Origin of the sequence: Corynebacterium sp. Marseille-P8863 (assembly GCF_946902955.1) — a bacterium.
GTDB classification, from domain to species: domain Bacteria; phylum Actinomycetota; class Actinomycetes; order Mycobacteriales; family Mycobacteriaceae; genus Corynebacterium; species Corynebacterium gottingense.
Map to the genome: position 1 here is coordinate 212,615 of NZ_CAMPQC010000003.1, position 18,924 is coordinate 231,538.

Genomic DNA, 18,924 nt, shown 5'->3' on the forward strand with positions numbered 1-18,924 from the left:
ACCATGGCATTTCTTGAGCGAATCCGCGCACTGTTCGCGGGCGACCCCACCCTGCCACTCGTGGAGTACCCGGAGGAATTTGAGCGATTCGAGGTCACACACCTGCACGTTCACACCGCGAACCTGTCCCCCGACACCGACGAAAAGATGGTGATCATCACGACAACGCCCGCCGCGCTCCCCGCTCTTCAGGAGGCGAACGGCCCGGTGCAACTTGTCGCAAAAAACGAACGTCCCGTGACGTTCGTCCCGATGGACAAGCAAGCAGACCCGCTGCTCGACCCGAACCTCGGATGGCTCATTCCGGTGACCGAAGCAACAGGTCGTGAAATTGCGACCATACAACAAGGCCCCGGCGCGCACGAGCTGGACTCGCTGCACCTGGGCCTTGTGCTGGAGGGCGACTAGGCGGCTACACCAGCCCCATCCACTTCCAGTACGTCGCGGAAAGGAGCAAGATCAACAAGTACGCCACGATGGTCAGCGGGATGCCCGCCCGGAGGAACTGCTTCGTGGTGAACGCGCCCGTGCCGTAGGCCAGCATGTTCTGCGGGGCGGAGATGGGCAGCAAGAACCCGAAGCAGATGACAAACTGCTGGATGATGACGAAACCGATGCCGCCATTCGGCACGTCGAGCGTCGCAGCGAGCGCGATGAACACCGGGATCAGGGCGGAAGCGAGCGACGTCGCGGACGCGAATCCCAGGTGAATGATGATGTTGAACAGGGACACGATCGCGATCGTGGCGAGGATCGGCATCGAGGAAATGCCCAGCGCGCCAAACGTCTGCTCCGAAAGCCAGGTCGCCGCGCCCGTTTTCAGGAGGAACGAGCCGAGCGAGATGCCCACCGCGAACACGATCAGCGTGCCCCAGTTGATGTGGTTCTGCGCGTACTTGAAGTCCATCACCCCGATGCCCGGTAGGAGCATCACGCCGATCGCCACGAGCGTGATCGTGGACGAGTTGATGGGGTGCAGCAGCCCCTCGGTCGCCCAGAAGAGAAGCAGGACCACGGCGATCGCAGTCAGGCGCTTCTCCGCGCCAGTCATCGGCCCCATCTCGTCCAGCTGCTGCTGCACCAGCTCGCGCCCGCCTTCGATGCGATCCACCTCGGGTTTCATGACGGCGAGCATGATGAAGTACAGCGCAATCGACATCAGCACCGCCCATGGCGCGGCCCACAGGAACCACTTGCCCCAGGACACGGTCTGACCCATCTGGTCCTCAATGAAACCGATGGCCACAAGGTTTTGCGCCGCAGCAGTCTTAATACCGACGTTCCAGATCGACACCGCTTGCACCGCAGTAATTACCAGCAGCGCCGACAGTTTCGAATCCACCGTCATGCCGAACGCGGCCACCATGCCCAGGAGGATCGGCACCACGGCGCCCGCGCGAGCGGTTGCGGACGGCACGAAGAACGCGAGGATGATAGAAATCACGATCGCGCCGGCGACAATGTGCGACGTCTTCTCGCCCGCAACTTTGAGCACGTTGAGCGCGATGCGCCGGTGCAGCCCCGTCGCCTGCATCGCCGTGGCCAGCGCCAACGCGGCCGCGACCAGCGCCACCGCGCCCGACGAGAAGCCGCCGAGCGCAATGCTCAGCGCCGGGCCCGTGCCGAAAATCTCGCCCGGATTTTCCGGATCGGGCGACAGCCCCACGAGCATGGCGATCAGCCCAATGATCAGCACCGAGCTGACCGGGTAGCTCACCGCCTCGGTCACCCACATGATCACGGCAAACGCAAGCATTCCGAGCGCGATCTGCCCCTGCCACTCGATGCTGTCAATGGGAATCAGCAGCACCACGATGAGTGCGATAAACGCAAGGAAAAACGAAATGAGCTTTCCCTTGCTTATCGACGCCCCTTCGCCACCCCCTCCCTGCGTCACCGTTCCCGAATCCGCGTTTTGGTGCGGTTTTGCTGGTTGTGTTGCAGCCGATGTCACGAAGACCTCCCTACCGAAAGTGGTGTTATTACCAATTCTAGCCGGGAAATTCGGCGCAACAAAAGAATACAAACGGTCAGAACCGGGCCCTACCAGGCACTAAAACGGAAGTAATCCCGCAGACCAGGCGCCTCCCGCGATGAGCGCGATCACACCGCCGAGCGCCGCGAGTACCGCGATCACGATGTCGGTGGTGCTCGACCCCCGTGCGGGATCCGAAGTGTCCGACGGCGTCTCCGTCGGCCCAATCGGCGCGCCCAGCTTTGCCTCCGCGAGCTCGCGCATCGCCTGTGAGGCGTCCGGGTCCGCGAGCACCTCCTCGCGCACCTGCTTCGCCTCGTCTGCGGAGTAGTCCAGGAGCGACAGGTCGTAGTGTTCGGCGAACACCTCGTCACCGTCCTTGTTGCGCACCGCCACGTCGAGCGGCATCGTTGCGCCCTTGAGGTGCTGCACCCCGGTGATCGGGATGTCGAAGGTCGCCGACGGCGTCTCCGCCAGCTGGCCGGGCACGCGGATCGTATCCGAGTAGTGCCCGCCGGGGTACGAGACGTCGACGGTGAAATCGTCCAGGTCCAGCCCCAGGTTCCGGAGCTGGGCAGTGACGCTGTTGTCGTTCCGGGAGGTGACGATGGAGTTTGTGGAAGCGTCGAAAAGCCTGAAGCCCGCCTGGCCCGCGTTGTGCTCGGCGGCCGCGATCTCCAGGTCCCGCACGAGCATATGGTCGTGGGTGACCACGGAATCGTCCGCGCCGACGGTGGCGTTGACCTTCCCAATGAACTTGCCGCCCAGGTCAAGGTGCTCCCAGTCCGGGGCCACCTCGTAGGCCCCGGTGTAGCAGGTGTAGTCGCCGCAATGCGGATCGTCGCCGTTGCCCTTGGCCACCGTGTCACTGTAGTCAAAACGGGCGAACTGGTAGAGGTAGTTCATCACGGACTCGTAATTGCGCAGCAGGTCAGTTGTCTCCACGCGCGTATCCGACAGCGCGGACCCGGTGTGGGTCAGGCCCAGGTTGTGGCCGAACTCGTGCAAAATCGTGTTGCGCACCTGGTCCTGGCCCGTCAGCCCCTCGTGCTTCGCCACGTAAAATACCGAATCGCTCACCAGCCCCATGCCGGTGGTGTAATCATCCTTGGCCAGCTGGTCGCCGATGATGCCGACGCGGAAGACGGACTCGCGCGGACCGAGGAGCCGGTCGCGGTCAGCGGCCAAGCGGGAGTGATGGTCGGCGTCCTTGAAGTAGTACGGCTCGAAGTCCTCGGTCGCGCCGCCGTGGCGCTCCTCATAGTTGGGGATGTTGTTGAAGAGGCTGCCGGCATCAATGTGCAGGTTAATCCCCTGCCGATCAAAGAGGTCGACGAGCTCCAGGAGCGAGCTTCTCGACGGCCTGTACACGTTCGCATTCGCCGCATTGCACGCCGCGAACTCGCCGAATTGCTCCGCGCTCACGCCGAAGCGCTGCTCGCGGTCGCACCCCAACGTCTCCCATTCGGACTTCGCCCAGTTGAGCTGCAGGTACAGGTCGGGCCGGTGCGGGTCCGCGCCCCACGCCTGTAACGGGAACTGCTCCCCGCTCGCGGTGGTGAAGCCCTGGCGCTCCCACGCGTCCGGAAGCCCGTCGCGGTCCGAATCCACCGCGGATCCCTGCGTGGCGATGTCCATGGTCATGCTGGCATGCAGCTTGCCCCCTGCGGGAACCGCCCGCTCCCAGCGCCCGCGCTGGAACGAAGCGCCATCCGCGCCCACGCGCCCGACCTTGCCCTCGGCTGTGGTCGCGCCCTTGTCGGCCGCGACGCCGGACGACGTGGGGTCCTTGTAGCGCAGCGTCGTCTCGTAGCCGCCGTCCCGCGGGGCGATCATAAACGCGCCGTCCCGGAAGCTCGCCCGGTCCTTGTCGTAGGCGGTGATGCGCGAGTTCATGTCCACGCTGAGTTCGCGGTCCTCGTTGCGCAGGTTGGTCAGGGTGACGTCGACAGCCATGGACTTCTTGCCCACCGTGAACGTCCGTTCCACCTTCACACCCTGGGACGCGTCTTCGTGCGTCAGCGTGACCACATCTGTGCCGCCTTTGGACGATGTGCGCACCCTCGTCGCGCTCGGCAGATAACGGACGCTGCCGCCGTCGGCGCGCAGCGCGACGTCGAAGCTGCCGGCCATAATCCCCGCCACGGAATAGGGGTGCTCGAACGTAAACGTCGTAGTGCGCCCCTTCGAGATGTCCATCACCGCGAACCCCTCGTCGTCGGCGCTGGGCGTCATGTGGACGCCAAAGGGCATGTCCTCCACGCCCGCACTCGCCGGGCTCGTAGTCCCCATCGCGATCATCGCCGTAGCAATCGCGGCGGCCCCCGCTCCCCTCAGGTTCACCGGGCACCCCCAGAGAAGGTGGTCCATGCCCAGTTGCCCACGGCTCCGGCGACCACCATCGCGACCATCACCACCGGGATCCACCACGCCTTGCTGAAGTCTGCGCTTTGGTCCGGCGCGTCCGCAGTCAGGGTGACGGTCGTCTCCTTCCCGTCGACGCGCAGCTTGACCGGGTACACCGCACCGCGCATCGCGTCCGACGGCACCGACGCCTTCACCGCTCCGTGTTCGTCCACGGCGACGTCTGCGCCGCCACTATCGACGATCACCACATCCGTTCCCCCGCCAGCAAGAATTTCCTCCTCCTGCCCCGGTCGCAGCGTGTGCTGCTGGGGCGCTGATTTCGGTGCCACCCGGAGGTGCACCGGCGCCGTCGACTGCGAGCCGTCCGCATAGCTCACGCGCACGTTGACGTCTGCGTCCTTGGCTGTGTCCGACGGAGCGGCGGAGACGGCGCCCGTCGCTGGATCGACGGAGATGGCCCACCCCTTCAGCTCCGGGTTGTCCGCGCGGCGCCACACAAACTGAGCGTCCGCAGGAACGTCGGCGTCACCAGTCTGCTTCACCGTCACCCGTTCCCCTGGCGCCGCGGTGAGCGTCTCCCAGCCGGGGTGGAACTGCTCCGCGGTTGGCAGGTCGTTGACCTGGAAGACGGCCGTGGCCTCAGCGGTGGCGCCGCTGGGCAGGCCGACTTCCAGCGGCACCGTGACCGAATCGCCCGCCTTCGCGCCCGACGCCGCGGTGTCTAGCGTGACCTGGCCAGTCTTTGCGTCCACCCACGCGCCCTCCGAGACGGTGTGGAACGTCATTCCCCCCGGGACCGGTTGGCTGGAAAACTCGCGCCCCTGGTGCCAGATGGTCACCGTCGGCGCCGCGCTCCGCACCTTGCTCCCGACCCGTACCTGCGTCACCGGGTACGTCACGTCCTTCGGGTCCTGCGGTCCGGTCACGCGCACTGGAATGGTCTCGACCTGCCCCGCCGACGTGCGCACAATGAGGTCGTGCACCCCCGGTTGCTCGTTCGCCGGGGGCATGGCCTCGACCGTGCCGTCGGTGAACACCTCTGCCCACTCCGGGCCGTCAATGCGCTCCACGGTGACCCCGCTCTCGTTGCCCGTCACCGTCGGCACCACGGTCGCGCGGCTCCCCGCGGAAACGTTGAGTGCATTCCACGCGTAGTCGACTGTGCGGCTCGGCCCCGGGATCATCAGGCTCGATTCCAGGTCTGCAGTGAGCTCGATTCCCGACTGCGTGTACTCCTCGCCGTCCCACGTCGCACGGTAGGCGTACGTGCCGACCGGGACTTCTAATGATACTCTGCCCGCGTAATCGGTCGTGGCCTGGAACGACCCGCCGCTGCCAGTGAGCTCGACGTCGACGTGTTCAAGCGGCCCGGCCGGGGTTGCAACCGTCAGGGTGTAGCGGGTGGTGTCGGCCGCGAGCGCCGCCGGGGCGACCAACGCGGTGGTGACCGCCGCGCACGCCACGATGGGAGTCGTTGTCCAGTTCATTATTCCGCCTTGCGCTGTTGAGCTTTGTTGAAGAGTTTAAATCAAGCCGCTCGCCCACGCCGCCGCTGCGCCACCTGCAATGGCCAACAGGAGGAGCAGCGGCACGACGATGGCCGCCGAGCTGCTGCCGCTTTCCGGCTTGGGCGTTGCCTTGGGGGCTTGCACTGCCTTCGTGGTCGGTGTTGCTTTGGCGGTCGGCGTGGTCTCGTTGTGCACCCGCGCGACCGCCGGGGTCGACTTCACGGCCCCGCCCATGGGCGTCGAGTCGGTGTTTGAGTCCTCAGCAACCGGGACGGCGAAGCGGTCCTCGAAGGTGGTGTTGCCAAGCTCATCGGTCGCGCGGACGTCGAGAGGCAATGCCGCCGGCTCCGTGGGTGTGACGGGTACGGTGATGGTCGTCGTGTTCTTGCCGGAGCGAACGCCGCCGAGCACAACGCGCTGGGTGTTGCCGCCGACGGCGACCTCGTAGCGGTGCAGATCCAGGCCCGGGTTCGTGAGCTTGAGCGTCACCTCGCCGCGCTTGCCGCTGGTCAGGTCGCCTTCGTCGGTGACCTCGACCTCGACGCGGTCACCGCTCGCGTCGGCGCGCTCCATCTCCTTGTCCAGCTTCTTGAGCGCTGCGGTGTCGACCTTGCGCGCGTCAACGCCCGCAGTACCGACGTGGCCGCCGAGGCGCAGGGAGTTAATAAGCAAGTTGTCCCAGTCCGCGGGGACGCGGTAGTCGCCGCGGTAGCAGTTCACGCCCGAACGGTTGCACTCCTCCGGGAGCGGACCGCCGGACACGGCCTCCACATCCGAGTAGTCGAAATAGGAGAACTGGTACAGGTAGTTCATCACGGACTTGTAGTTGGGCAGGTAGTCAGATTTTGGCACCTTGCCCTCAAACTTCAACGAGCCGTTGTGGTTGAGGCCCAGGTTGTGGCCCAGCTCGTGCATGATCGTGTTGCGCAACTGGCTGTCTTCGGTCATGCGCTCGTGCTTGGCCACGTAAAAACCGTTGTCGCCCACGAGGGAGGTGCCAACCGAGTAGTTGCTCGGGTTCATCTGGTCACCGATCACGCCGACGTGGAAGACGGAGGCACGCTGGCCCAGCAGGCGGTTGACGTTGTCCACCATGCGCAGGCCGGGGATGGAGTTACTGAAGTAGTACCGCTCGTATCCCTCGGTCTGTCCACCGTGGCGGGTGTCGTAGTTCGGGATGTTGGAGTAGGTCTCGCCAGCGTCGATGTGCAGGGAAACGCCGTGCTCATCAAACTTGTTCGCCAGCTCATCCAGGATGTGGCGGGGCGGGCGGTAGGTCCGGGTGTTCGCGGTGTCGCACTGCTCGGCGTCCGGCGTGTTCAGGCAGCCGAGCTTTTCGTACTCGGATTCCATCCAGTTCAGCTGCAGGAAGACATCGGGACGGTGCGGGTCTGCGCCCCATTCGTTGAGGGGGAGCTGGGTGCCGTCGTCAAGCGTGACGCCCTGTTCCTCCCACTGGTCGGGCAGGCCGTCCCGATCGCTGTCCACGGCGGAGTCCTGCGTGTCAAAGGTGATCGTTGCCTTTGCCGTGAGCTGGTCGCCGGGGTCGACCGAGCGGAACCAGCGGCCACGTTGGAACTGTGCGCCATCGGGGTCGACGTAGCCGACCTCGTCGGTCGCGGTGGTCGCATTGAAGCTGTTTGCCACACCGGAGAAACCGGGGTCTGCGAACTCCACCAACGTGTCGTAGCCGCCGTAATCCGGGCCGACGGTGAAGCGTTCGCCGTCGAAACTGCCGGTGAGCGTGCGGTTGGTGTTGATGGAATTGGTCAGGTCCAGCTGGAAGTAGGCGTCCTCGGAGCCCTGATTCGTGGCGGTGACCTCGACCGTCATCTCGGTGTCGGTGGTGCGCACGACCCGCTCGATTTGCACTCCCCTCGCGGAGTCTGCGTACTGAGCAGTTGTCACCCGCGCTCCCCGCTCATCCTTCGTGGTGACTGGCGCGTTGTCCGGTGCCATGATGCGGGCGCCGTTGACAAGAATATCGGTGTACAGCGTGTCCGACTGGGTACCCGCAACTGAATCCTCGTCGTGGTGGGAGAACTGCGTCAGGCGGGAAGCGTCCACTTTTGCCTCGACGGCACCGGCGACCGCGGGCTGCCCGCCCACGACGAGCGCTGCACCGAGCGCGACTGCGATGCAGCGTGATGCCAGCTTCCTCATGCGGCTGCTCCTCAACATTCTTACCCTGACCATGTATGCGCCGATGCATAAAAAATATTCACGGTCGATACATGAGCCAATGCTTATCAGTTCAGTTCTGGTGTCAACTGCTTAAGCTACCCCAAAACCGCAGATTAACAACTCCCCTTGCTCCAAAACCGCGACCAATCGCCAATTCATAGACACCGGTACATCAGATGTCCGAAAGCTTTCGCAGCCTGTTGAACAATCCTAGAGTGCATATTATTCACCGAGGAGTGTCCTATCAGATGAGAAGCTGTAAGGCTAATTCACACAATCAGTATCCTTTTCTCAGAATTGAACCGGCGTTCGGCCGTTAACTAGCACAAGTCAACATTTCTTCATTAAGGTTCGGCTTGGGCATCCTCTTAGGCCACGTGAATACCTTAGCCGGGACAGATATGGACAATTCAACGCTTGTCAATAATGCGCTTGCCCCGCAGTGCAACGCGGGACAAGCGCATTATTTTTAGTGATTTTTACCACACTTGGCGCTAGATGAGCCCCTGACTCAGCGCCCACCCGGCCCCTGCAGCGGCAATTCCGCCGAGTGCAAGCAGCACGGCGACTACGATCGCAACTGCAGAAACGGGCTCCTCCTGCTGCCGGGCCGGCTTCTCCGCCTGCTTCTCCGTCGGCGTCTTCGTGTTCAGTTTCGTGGCCGCTGCCGGGGCGCGATCTGTCACGCCGTCCAGCTTGGATTTGGCCATCCGTTTCACCTGCGGCGAGGCGTCGGACTTGAGCACGTCGTTGAGCACGCGCTCCGCCTCCTCAGCGGTGTAGTCCAGCACCGAGAGCTCGTAGCGGTCGGTGAAGACGCTCTCGCCCGAGTGGTTGAAAATCTGCACGTTGACCGGCAGGGTCGGGCCACTGATGCTGTTCGCGTTGCGGATCGGAATTCTCACCTCGCGCTCCGAGCGCTTGTCCTTGATCCCGGCGAGCGTGATCTCCTCGGTGTAGCGCTGCCCGCCCGGGTAGTTGGCCACCAGCGTGAACCGCTCCGCGTCGGCGCCAAGGTTGCTGATGGTGCCCGTAGCAAAGTTCTCTTCGCTGGCGGTCACGATGCCGTTGTCGCCGCTTGCAGTGGTGTCCATCTGGAAGCCGGCCTTGCCCACGTTGGCAACGGCGGCGTTTTCTGCCAGCTTGCGGGGAGTTTTTTCGGACTGGTCGTCGTCGTCGTCAAGCTGCCCGGAGCCCGTCGTCACATTGCCCTGGCCGATGTTAAAGCCAGGCAGGTCCAGATTGGACCAGTCAGCTGGGATGGTGACGGACTGCTCACCGCACCCGCCGCCCTTGACGCAGGCGTTTACCCTCGCGTCGGTCGGTTCCTTGGCGTAGTCGAAGTAGCTGAACTGGTACAGGTAGTTCATCACGGACTTGTACTCCGGCACGTACACGTCCCCCGAGAGCGGGTTGTCGGGCACCTCGGGCCCTGAGTGCCCCAGGCCCAGCGTGTGTCCGAACTCGTGGAAGATCGTGTTGCGAAGCTGCTCCTGCGTGGTCATGTCCTTGTGGTCCGCAATGTAGAAGGCGGAATCGCGGACGAGCGCGACGCCGGAGGAACGGTTCCCCTCCGCCATCTTGTCGCCGATGATGCCAAGGCGGAACACGGCCTTGCGGGGCCCAAGCAGGCGATTGCGCTCGTCGAGCAGGCGCTGAGCTTGCGACTTGTCCTGGAAGTAGTACTGCTCAAAGCGCTCGGTCTTCCCGCCGTGGGGCTCCTCGTAGCCCGCGAGCGAGGCGCTCTGGTAGGTCTCGCCCGCGTCGATGTGCAGCGCAATGCCCTCCTTGGCAAAGACGTCCTCCAGGTCGCGGAGGGTCGAGGTGGAAGGGCGGTACGAGTTAACGTTGGCGGTCGCGCAACCGGCGAATTGCTCGAATTCTTTCACCGTCGGCGCGAAGTCGTCCTTGCGCGCGCAGTTCAGGGTCTCCCACTCTGCCTGCATCCAGTTGAGCTGCAGGAACAGGTCCGGGCGATCGGGATCGGCGCCCCAATTCTGAATCGGCAGTTCGGTCCCGTCCTCCAGCTTCAGGCCTTTGAGCTCCCACTCGTCGCGCAGCCCGTCGCCGTCCGTGTCAATCGCGGACTCTTGCGCCGCCACGCTTACCGACGCCCGCGCCTCCACCGATTCTCCAGGATCCAGCACCTCGATCCACTCGCCGGCCTGGAGCTTCGGCGTCCCTTCGCCGATCCCCTTGCTCTGCTCCTGCGTCAGCTGCTCGCGGGTGCCGGAAAAGTTCGGGTCTGTAAAGGACACGGTGGTGTCGTACCCCTCGGACTCTGGCCCCACCTTGTAGGTGTCCGCCTTCGTCTCGCGGGCGCTCACCTGATAGGGGTTCTGCAGCTCGTTGGCAAGCTCGATGTCCACCTGGCGGCGCTGCTTGCCCGCGTTGCGCGCCCGTACGTCGACGTCGATGCGGTTCCCATAAATACGGAAGGTGCGCGTGATCTCGACGTCCGAGCGGGCGTCCGTGTAGGTGTAGGTGATCACGTCCGCCCCGCCGTCCTTGCGCACGTCGGTTGACGCGCCCCAGTTGGGTGCGAGGTTCTTGCCATCGATCCAGATGTTTGAGTACACGGTGAACTCGTGAATACCCACCGCGGCCGCAGGGTGGACGTAGGCGAGCCGGGCGCGGGAGTCCTTGCGGACCTCGCCGTCGATCCGCCCCTGCTCGGCGTTGGGGGTCTCGCCGTGGACGCGCACGGAGATTTCTCGCTGCTCCGTGGCGGCGGAGGCCTGCGGGACGGCGACGCCTCCGAGCGTGAGGGACGCGCACAGGGCGATGGCAACGGTTTTCAGGGAAGTATGCATGGTATTCACCTTTTAGATCCGGATCCCGAACTGTGAGAGCATCCGACGAATGTGGTCTTGGTTAACGAACGCGGCGTAGCCCACCCCGCCAATCGCGGCGAGGAGGCCGAGGACGATGGGCACCCAGTTGTACCCAGACGATGCGCCCGACGGCGCGTCCTGCGGGGTGGGGGTCACGGTTTGCAGGGCCGGGGCGTCGGCCTCGACATTCTTGATCCGCTGCGAACCGTCCGGGTACGAGACCACCACTGGAACTTGCACCGAATTCTTCTTGGTGACGGTGTCGTCCACGTCGACCGAGAGCTCGCCGGTGCGCTTATCGACGCTCACGTACCACCCCGGCTCGTTGAACTTCTCAGAGAGACCGAAGGTGGTCCCCTTCGGCGCGGTCGCGGTACCCTTGCTGTCCTTGCTGTCACGGCGCGCTTGCGAATCGGTGGTGACCTTGAGCGGGAGCAGCGCGGTGGTGCCGTCCGGGTACTGCGCGCGAACGCGGACGGTGTACGTGGCGTCGGCGGGCGCGTTCGCGGGAACATCGGCGCGGACGTTGCCGGTGCGCTGGTCAACGTCGACGCGCATGCCTGCGTCGTCCATGAGGACGAAGACGGTGCCCTCGGGGACGGTCCCCTTCGGCTTCGCGGTGACGGCGCGGCCCGTATTGGCGACGGTTACTGGGTAGGTCAGCGTGGTGCCGCGCTTCGGCGCCGTTGCGGTGGCCACGCCGATCCTCGCAGTGATGGTGCGCTCCGACCCGTCCGGGAAGCGGACCTTCACCGGGACCTTGACCGGCTTGGCGTCGGCCGACGGGGCGGTGACGTCGAGCACGCCGGTGCGCTGATTCACGCCAACGACCCACCCGCCAAGTTCGGCGTCCTCGTCGAGCGCGTACTCGGTACCGTCCGGCACGCCTTTGGAGGTATGCGCGGTGATCATCGTGTGCTGCCCGGGCCCGACCAGGACTCCGGCCTCGTAGCTCGGTGCGAGGCGGTCCGCGATCGGGGACTCGACGATTTCAAACGGGACGATCGCTTCGTCCTTCGACCCATCGGGGAAGGTGATGGCGACTTTCACCTTGATGGTGCTGCCGGGTTTCGCGTCCTTCGGCACCTTCAGCTCCACACGGCCGTCGCTGGTGACGGTCGCGTTCGGGTTTTTAATGATGCGGTACCCGGTGCCCGCCGGCAACGGCTGCCAGCCGTACTTCTCCGGGGTGATCGTGCGGGTCGCGGCCGGCTTCGGGCTGCTGGCCCGCTCCCCCGCGCGGACGGTGCGCGGTTCGTAGGACACGTCGTACAGCGCAGCCTCAGACTGCGGCTTCCCGACCGTGATGGTCACAACGTTGTGCCCTCCGGTGGAGTTGCGGATCTCCGCCGTGTACTTCCCCGGGGCGACATTTGCCTGCGGGGCTGCTGCGACGGTGCCGTTCTGGTCGACGGTGACCCAGGTGGCGTCGAGAAGCGGCTGCCCGTCTTGGCGGGTGACCCCATCCACGACGAAGGCGACGCCTCTGCCGGCGGACTTTTGGGGGTTTGCGATCTCGATCTCGCCCGGGCGGACCTCGATGTCGCCCCAGCCGAAGTTCTCAACCGGTGCGAGCGTGGGCTTGGGTGCGGGCTTCTTCGTGGTGGGAGTTGGCTTGGGTGCGGGCTTCTTCGTGGTGGGGGTCGGCTTGGGTACGGGCTTCTTCGTGGTGAGGGTCGGCTTGGGTACGGGCTTCTTCGTGGTGAGGGTCGGCTTGGGCTTTGTGGTGGTCTTCTGTGTGGTCTTCTTCGGTGTGGTCTTCTTCGGTGTGGTCTTCTTCGGTGTGGTCTTCTTCGTCGTGGGAGCTGGCTTCGGAGTTGGCGTTGGTGCGAGCGTGACCTCGAGCGCCACAGTCTTATTGGGCGAAACCACTACGCTCGTGGTGCGCGCTGTATAACCATCCGCAACCACGTCGACGACGTAGGTTCCCGGGGTGAGCCCCGCAGCCTGGAATGCCCCTTTGTCGTCCGTGGTCGCGGCAACTGCCCGGGCCGGGTCCTCCTCAGCGTGCACCTTCACTGTGGCTCCGGCTATCGGGGTCTTGCGGTCTGAGACGACCACCCCGGACAGCGCACCGGGCAACAGATTGACCGAAATGTCCGCAATCGCAGTCTCGCCCGGAGCGACGGGCACTCTCTGGTGCACGCCGCCCTCGATCGTTTCTGTCGCGGACACAGAGATGTCGTACGCGCCCGGCTCCAGGTCAGGGAACCGGAAAAAACCGTCTGGATCCGTGACGGCGACGGTGACAGTATCGTCCTGGTCGGCGCTTACTTTTACCCCGGCGACGGGGGTGCCGGAGGAATCGACCACTTTGCCGGTAATCGCGCCCGGTTGCGCGGCGACGGTGATGTCCCCCGCCCGGTTGCGCTCGGTGGGCTCGACCCTCACGCCTCTGCTTTTAGGCAGCGTGCGCGTCGAGGCTCCGACACGGATTTTTTGTTCCCCCTCCGGCACGTGGGTGAGGGTAAACGTTCCGTTGGCGTCCGTGGTGGTTTCCAACTCGCCGATGGAGACGGGGACGCCCTTGACGGGATTCTGGTGATCGTCGATCACGCGACCCGTCACGCCGATGGGCGTCAGCTCGATCGGGGTCGGAGTGTATTCCTGGCCGCTCGCCACGGTGAGGGAAACTGGCTGCTCGGCAAAGTACCCGTCCAGCGTGCCCGACTTGATGGTGTAGGTTCGGCCTGGTTCCACGTCGGCGAAGGTGACGGTACCGTCCGCGTCGGTGGTTTGGGTTTGGAGGGTTTTGCCGTCGGCGCCAACAAGCGAGACCTCGACGCCCTCGGCCGGCTCGGCGGAGTCGGCGCGCACCACCTTGCTGTGGATGGTGGCGGGCTGCGCGTCGAGCGGCTCCGCAAACCCGCGGGCGCCGACGGATGAGTTGTATGCGCGCCATGGCAACGTGTCCGCGCCAGCCGCGTTGCTGATGAACAGCGCCTCCGCTTGGCCGATGGTCACTGTCTTGGGCAGGGTAATGTCCAGCCATTTGTAGCCGCGGGCGTCCTCGAACCCGTAGCCCGTCAGCGCGCCGAAGTCCTCGGTGACCTTTCCGTTCGTCTTCAGCTGAACCTGATATTTCTCCTCTGCGGGGAAGAACCGATCCACGTTGGAATAGCGGCCCGTTGGCGTTGGGTAGTTCGGGTTCGCTTCCCGGTCAGGCAGGAAGTACATGCGCACGGACCGGACCGATTTCGACTCATAGTCGCCATCCTCGAGTTTGAAGAACCCACCCCAGCTCCGTCGCGCGTTGATGCTTTGATCATCCGTCGTGGCGTAGAGCGCAAACCCGGCTGCCTCATCAAGCACGTCGGCCGCGTGCGCGACCGGGAGCAAGGTGGGCGGCACGGCGACGACACCGGACGCGAGACAAGCAACGACTGTGGCTACGGCGAAATTACGGCTCCGAAAACCCCGCACCATATCAATTCCCAGACTTTCCTTGAGGGCAACACAGGTAACTCCATTAATTTAACTACAGATATGCCTAAACTGCACGTTTGCGGAACGCGGGCCAAATTCCGCGCGAGCGGAGTCGTTTTACTCAGCAAAGGAGGCGCGTGCTGGGTATCGTGAACCGGAGGTGTCGGCGCGCTCAGCGTCGACAAGCTTTTGCATGTGTTGACGGAAAGGTTGTTCGGAAGTGAAGATTGCGGTTCTCGGTGGGGATGGATTCTGTGGCTGGCCGGCCTCGTTGCACCTCTCCGACCTCGGCCACGACGTAATGATTGCGGACAATCTGTCTCGTCGCGCTATCGACGAGGAATTGGGCGTGGCCTCCCTGACCCCGATCGCTTCTGCTGAGGAGCGCCTGCAGGCGTGGAACGAAGTGTCCGGGCACACGATCGGCTTCCGCAATCTCGATGTCGCGCAGGACTACGAGGGGCTGCTCGCCTTCATCCGGGAGTTCCAGCCGGATGCAGTGATTCACTACGCCGAGCAGCGCGCCGCGCCGTACTCCATGAAGACGCCGCGGGCGAAGCGATACACGGTAGATAACAACGTCAACGCAACGCACAACCTGCTCGTGGCCATCGTGGAATCCGGGCTGGACGTGCACGTCGTACACCTGGGCACCATGGGCGTCTACGGCTACGGCACCGCCGGGATGGAGATCCCGGAGGGCTACCTGGACGTCAAGGTGGACACCGAGGACGGCACCACCGTGGAACAGGAGATCCTCTACCCCACCAACCCGGGGTCGGTCTACCACATGACCAAGGTGCTGGATCAGAACATCTTCGCCTTCTACGCCAAGAACGACGAGCTGCGCATCACCGACCTCCACCAGGGCATCATCTGGGGCACCCACACCGCGCAGACGCAGCGCGACGAGCGCCTGATCAACCGCTTCGACTACGACGGCGACTACGGCACCGTGCTCAACCGCTTCCTCATGCAGGCCGCCGTGGGCTACCCGCTCACCGTCCACGGCACTGGCGGGCAGACGCGCGCCTTCATCCACATCCAGGACATGTGCAAGTGCATCCAGATCGCCCTGGAAAACCCGCCTGCCAAGGGCGACCGCGTGAAGATCTTCAACCAGATGACGGAGACGCACCGCGTGCGGGACCTGGCGCAGCTCGTCGCAAAGCTTTCGGGCGCCGAGGTGCAGATGGTGCCGAACCCGCGCAAGGAATCCGCCGAGAACGAGCTGCACGTGAAGAACGACACCTTTATCGGGCTCGGGCTCGAGCCCACCAAGCTGGCGGAGGGCCTGCTCACCGAGGTCGAGGACGTGGCGCGCAAGTATGCCGACCGGGCGGACCGCTCCAAGATCCCGGCACGCTCCCTGTGGACGGCCAAGCAGGCTGCGGGTGTGCCGACCGGCGAGCAGTAACCCTATGCGCATTGCGATAGTCACCGAGGTTTTCCTACCGAAAATCGACGGGGTGGTTACACGCATCACCCGCCACCTCGACCAGCTGGCAGAGATGGGGCACGAAGTCATCATCTTCGCACCGGGCAACCCTCCCATGGAGTATGCGGGATTCGAGGTCGTGCCTATCCCCTCGCGGGCGCTGAAGGTTTACCCGGAGGTCAAACACGGCATGCTCGGGCCAAAGGCGCTGCGCCGTCTGCGTGAGTTCAATCCCGACATCGTGCACGCGGTCAACCCAATTTGGACCGCGGGATGGTCCACGCTTTTCATTTCGCGCTTTTTCCCCATGCTCGCCTCGTTCCACACCGACGTGCCGGAATATTGCGTCAAGCTGGGGATTCCGTGGGTCAAGCCCATTGCGAAGTGGGGCCTTCGCACGTTCCATGGGCGTGCAGCGATCAATCTGGTCACATCTGGTCCGATGATGGACAAAGCTGCTGAGTATCGCATCCCCAACGTTCGCTTGTGGCCGAAGGCCGTCGACACGGAACGCTTTACACCCGAGGCGCGCTCAGCATCGATGCGCGAGCGGCTGGGCGGCGGCCCGCTCGTAATGTTTGTCGGCCGTATCTCCGCGGAAAAATCCGTCGAGCGCTGCTTCCCCATCATGGAGGAAGTCCGCAAGCGAGTCCCCGGCGCGCGTATCGCGTTCGTGGGCGAGGGCCCGCTTTACGACGAAGTACGTTCCAGCGCTCCCGACTGGGCCGTCTTCACCGGCTACCTCTCGGGGGCCGAGCTCGCTGCCGCCTACGCTTCCGGCGATGTGTTGTTGTTCCCCTCCACCACCGAAACGCTTGGCTTCGCCGCACTTGAATCCTTCGCGTCGGGCCTTCCGGTCGTGGCTGCCAACGCCGGCGGCCTGCCCTTTGTCGTTGACGACGGCGAAACTGGCATCCTTGTGGATCCAGATGCGCCGGAAACCACGTGGGCCGATGAAATTGAGCGCGTGCTCCAAGACGACGCATTGCGCACCCAGCTTTCCACCGCAGCCCGGGCGGAGGCGCAGCGCTGGACGTGGCGAGCTTCCTCAGAGCAGGTGGTCGATTACTACGACGAGGTTATTCGAAACGCAGGACGGTGACCTCAGCGGTCTCCCCGCCCGCGTATTCGCGGGATTCCGTCGCTGTCCGCACCCTCGCCGAAGGATCAAATTCCTGGTAAGGGGTCACACCCGGACCACAGGCATCAACGTTGCGCGGGTCGAACCACTCGATATTTGCGCGGTCGTCTGCGATCACGCCGATGCCGGAGGCGGTCTCCCAAGCCTGGACATCGCTGTCAATGCCGGGCACGTCGTCTGGGTTGAAGCCGAGGCGCTGCGCTTCGGCCTTGTCCGTGTACGGGCAGAATACGTACGCCCGCTCCACTCCCGGCCCCGCCACATCCGCGACGGTGAAGTCTCCGGCGAGCGCGGCGTCCTGCAGCCCCATTTCGGTGCCGTGCGCACCGCAGCCGGCCAGCGCGAACACGCTGGCAACGACGGCGATCTTACGGCGCATGCCCATAGTTACTTGATGCTCTCCGGAGCCTTGCGCTCCGGGTAGATCTTCGGGCGCACGCCCGCGATCTCCTCCACCACGCGCACCACCTGGTGGGAGTAGCCGTACTCGTTGTCGTACCAGACGTAGAGCACCAGGTGGTTGCCGGAGGCGATCGTGGCCAGGCCGTCCACCACGGAGGCGTGCGTCGTGCCCAGCAGGTCCGTCGAGACGACCTCGGGCGACTGGATGTAGTCGATCTGCTGGCGCAAGTTGGAGTCCGTGGACACGCGACGCAGGAAGTTGTTGACCTCCTCCTTCTCCACCTCGGTCTCCAGATCCAGGTTCAGGACCGCCATGGATACGTCCGGGGTGGGAACGCGGATGGCGTTACCGGTGAGCTTGCCCTCGAATTCCGGCAGCGCCTTGGACACAGCCTTGGCGGCGCCGGTCTCGGTCAGCACCATGTTGAGACCAGCTGCGCGGCCGCGGCGGTCGCCCTTGTGGAAGTTGTCCGCCAGGTTCTGATCGTTCGTGTACGCGTGCACGGTCTCGACGTGGCCGTGCTTGACCCCGTAGCGGTCATTGATCACCTTGAGCACCGGCGTAATGCCGTTCGTGGTGCAGGACGCGGCGGACAGCACCTTTTCGTCGCCAATCATGCCCTCGTTGATGCCGTAGACAATGTTCGGGATGTCCCCCTTGCCCGGCGCGGTGAGCAGGACGCGGTCCACGCCCTTGGACTCGAGGTGCTTGGACAGCCCCTCGCGGTTACGCCACGCGCCGGTGTTGTCCACCACGATCGCGTCATTGATGCCGTAGGCGGTGTAGTCCACCTCAGCCGGATCGTTGGCGTAGATCATCTGGATCGGGGTGCCGTTCGCCCAGATGATTTCCTTTTCCTTATCCACGGTGATCGTGCCGTCGAACGCGCCGTGGACAGAGTCGCGGCGCAGCAAGGACGCGCGCTTCACAATGTCGTCCTCGCCCTTCTTGCGCACCACTACGGCTCGCAGACGCACGCCGCCGTAGGCAGCCTCGCGGGAAATGAGGATGCGGGCGAGCAGGCGACCGATGCGCCCGAAGCCGTACAGGACAACGTCGCGAGCCTGCAGCTCAGAGGAGGTCCCGACGACCTCGGCGAGCTCCTCTTCCAGGAACTCGCGCAGATCCTTGCCATCCGTGCGGGAGTAGTTTTTTGCCAGGCGGCCCAGGTCGATCGACGCGGTACCCAGGTCCATCTTGACCAGTTCCTTCAGGATGGGCAGCGTGTCATCAAGTGGCAGTTCGCGCTCGACGATGCGGCGCGCGTAGCGGTGCGCCTTGATGATGTCGATGTCCGTGGCCCCCAGGAGCAGGCGGCCGTAGATAGACGTGACCGCGTTGTGCTCGCGGTGCAGCTGGCTGATCAGCGGGAGCATCTCCTGCGCGAGGGTGAGCTTGTGGTTCCAGTCAGCGGCGGGGGTAGTTGATTGTGTCACTGTAGTCCTCAAATACGGTCGTTGGTGTACGAATCATGTTCGGTTCGGGGGCATTCCGAAGACCCACATGCACCCCTATATTAGCGCGCCCGGCCGCGCGCGATGACGAGAGTTCGCCCTAAAGAAAACCGCGTGTCACCTAGACATTCCCCGGCGCACACATCACACCTTTGATTGGTTCGGTGCCAGTTTCCGCGCACACCCCGGTTCGT

11 protein-coding genes are annotated in these 18,924 nt (G+C 64.3%); 3 read left to right on the forward strand and 8 right to left on the reverse strand.

The annotated features are described in order from the left end of the window. The first annotated feature begins 3 nt into the window (after window positions 1–3). Window positions 4–408 carry a hypothetical protein gene (locus OVO38_RS03330; RefSeq protein ID WP_267207748.1) on the forward strand — a complete coding sequence of 135 codons (405 nt, stop codon included), beginning with the start codon at window positions 4–6 and terminating at the stop codon, window positions 406–408. Between the two features lie 4 nt (window positions 409–412). Here the strand turns inward: OVO38_RS03330 and OVO38_RS03335 are convergent, their stop codons facing one another. The 6 genes from OVO38_RS03335 to OVO38_RS03360 all read right to left on the reverse strand — a co-directional run bounded on the left by OVO38_RS03335 (window position 413) and on the right by OVO38_RS03360 (window position 14,219). Continuing rightward, window positions 413–1,954: an SLC13 family permease gene (locus OVO38_RS03335; protein WP_243389092.1), complete on the reverse strand. Its 1,542-nt coding sequence runs from the start codon at window positions 1,952–1,954 to the stop codon at window positions 413–415. A 99-nt stretch (window positions 1,955–2,053) separates the two neighbouring features. Beyond that, entirely contained in the window at window positions 2,054–4,345 is a 2,292-nt protein-coding gene (locus tag OVO38_RS03340; protein ID WP_267207749.1) for a hypothetical protein, read from the reverse strand. Next, the gene (locus OVO38_RS03345; protein WP_267207750.1) at window positions 4,315–5,829 is read right to left on the reverse strand and encodes a YPDG domain-containing protein; all 1,515 of its coding nucleotides are present in this window, start codon (window positions 5,827–5,829) and stop codon (window positions 4,315–4,317) included. Before OVO38_RS03345 ends, OVO38_RS03340 begins: the two co-directional genes overlap by 31 nt. A 36-nt stretch (window positions 5,830–5,865) precedes the next feature. Next, a complete protein-coding gene (locus tag OVO38_RS03350) occupies window positions 5,866–8,013 on the reverse strand; it encodes a hypothetical protein (RefSeq protein ID WP_267207751.1) in 2,148 nt (715 codons plus the stop codon). Between the two features lie 515 nt (window positions 8,014–8,528). Beyond that, a complete protein-coding gene (locus OVO38_RS03355) occupies window positions 8,529–10,847 on the reverse strand; it encodes a hypothetical protein (protein ID WP_095276923.1) in 2,319 nt (772 codons plus the stop codon). Window positions 10,848–10,859: 12 nt separating this feature from the next. Continuing rightward, window positions 10,860–14,219 carry a Rib/alpha-like domain-containing protein gene (locus tag OVO38_RS03360; RefSeq protein ID WP_267207752.1) on the reverse strand — a complete coding sequence of 1,120 codons (3,360 nt, stop codon included), beginning with the start codon at window positions 14,217–14,219 and terminating at the stop codon, window positions 10,860–10,862. Window positions 14,220–14,514: 295 nt separating this feature from the next. Here OVO38_RS03360 and OVO38_RS03365 point away from each other — a divergent pair, with 295 nt between their 5' ends. Together OVO38_RS03365 and OVO38_RS03370 are read left to right on the forward strand one after the other, a co-directional pair. Further along, window positions 14,515–15,711, forward strand: a complete 1,197-nt coding sequence (locus tag OVO38_RS03365) for an NAD-dependent epimerase/dehydratase family protein (RefSeq protein WP_267207753.1) — start codon at window positions 14,515–14,517, stop codon at window positions 15,709–15,711. Window positions 15,712–15,715: 4 nt separating this feature from the next. Then, the gene (locus OVO38_RS03370) at window positions 15,716–16,834 is read left to right on the forward strand and encodes a glycosyltransferase family 4 protein (RefSeq protein ID WP_095548471.1); all 1,119 of its coding nucleotides are present in this window, start codon (window positions 15,716–15,718) and stop codon (window positions 16,832–16,834) included. On the opposite strand, the gene OVO38_RS03375 is transcribed toward OVO38_RS03370, so the two are convergent. Both OVO38_RS03375 and OVO38_RS03380 read right to left on the reverse strand, forming a co-directional pair. Then, complete coding sequence (locus OVO38_RS03375; protein ID WP_133064844.1) at window positions 16,812–17,252, reverse strand: hypothetical protein; 441 nt, start codon at window positions 17,250–17,252, stop codon at window positions 16,812–16,814. The genes OVO38_RS03370 and OVO38_RS03375 overlap by 23 nt on opposite strands. A gap of 8 nt (window positions 17,253–17,260) precedes the next feature. Then, window positions 17,261–18,712, reverse strand: a complete 1,452-nt coding sequence (locus OVO38_RS03380; protein ID WP_095537704.1) for a glyceraldehyde-3-phosphate dehydrogenase — start codon at window positions 18,710–18,712, stop codon at window positions 17,261–17,263. Window positions 18,713–18,924 lie beyond the last annotated feature (212 nt).